Here is a 579-nt window from a genome sequence, read left to right as displayed (position 1 = left end):
TTATCGTCAATTGCTGTTACCCTTTTGTGAAGCTCGTCAACATCGGGATGATCCTTTGATCCATAAATTTCTTTAGACTCAGAAAGAATTTTAGCAATAACTTTTCTTTGGTCTGTTAACCTCACACCTTTTTGCTTACACTTTTCCTCTATTATACTCATAAGTTAATTTAACTTAAATAAATAGGTTTTATCAATTTTTTTTCAATTAAATTTTTTTTTAACAAATTCTCTATATTTTCTTGATCAAATTCCTTTAAATCAGTGTCTTTATATCCAAATAATTGGATTTTTTTTGAAATTTTCAGTCCTTTTGCAATAGCCAAAGATACTCTTATTCCAGAAAAGCTGCCTGGACCCTGATTAACTATTATACTAAAATTTTCACTTAGTTTAACATTATGGAATTCGAGAAATTTCTTTATTTTTAAAACCAGTTGCTCATTTTGATTTATTTCAAAATCGTGAATAAAAAATTCTTTATTTATTCTCAAACCTAATTTATCATTACTTCCAATGCTCTTAATAATTAAAAAATTATTGATCATATTTACTTTTATTATAGCCTCTGAAACTAATC

1 protein-coding gene and 1 pseudogene are annotated in these 579 nt (G+C 25.9%); both read right to left on the bottom strand.

The genetic code is table 11. From position 1 onward, the window contains the following. Nucleotides 1-161 (bottom strand): annotated as a pseudogene (locus tag AMN78_RS04300) (transcriptional repressor); the annotation flags it as partial. 8 nt (nucleotides 162-169) lie between these two features. Beyond that, nucleotides 170-579 (bottom strand): hypothetical protein (locus tag AMN78_RS03795; protein WP_075534254.1); only part of this gene is annotated, 410 nt, incomplete at its 5' end.

The organism is Candidatus Pelagibacter communis (assembly GCF_001179945.1).
Taxonomy (GTDB): Bacteria; Pseudomonadota; Alphaproteobacteria; order Pelagibacterales; family Pelagibacteraceae; genus Pelagilacustribacter; species Pelagilacustribacter ubique_A.
This window is presented reverse-complemented; position numbering and strand designations above follow the sequence as displayed.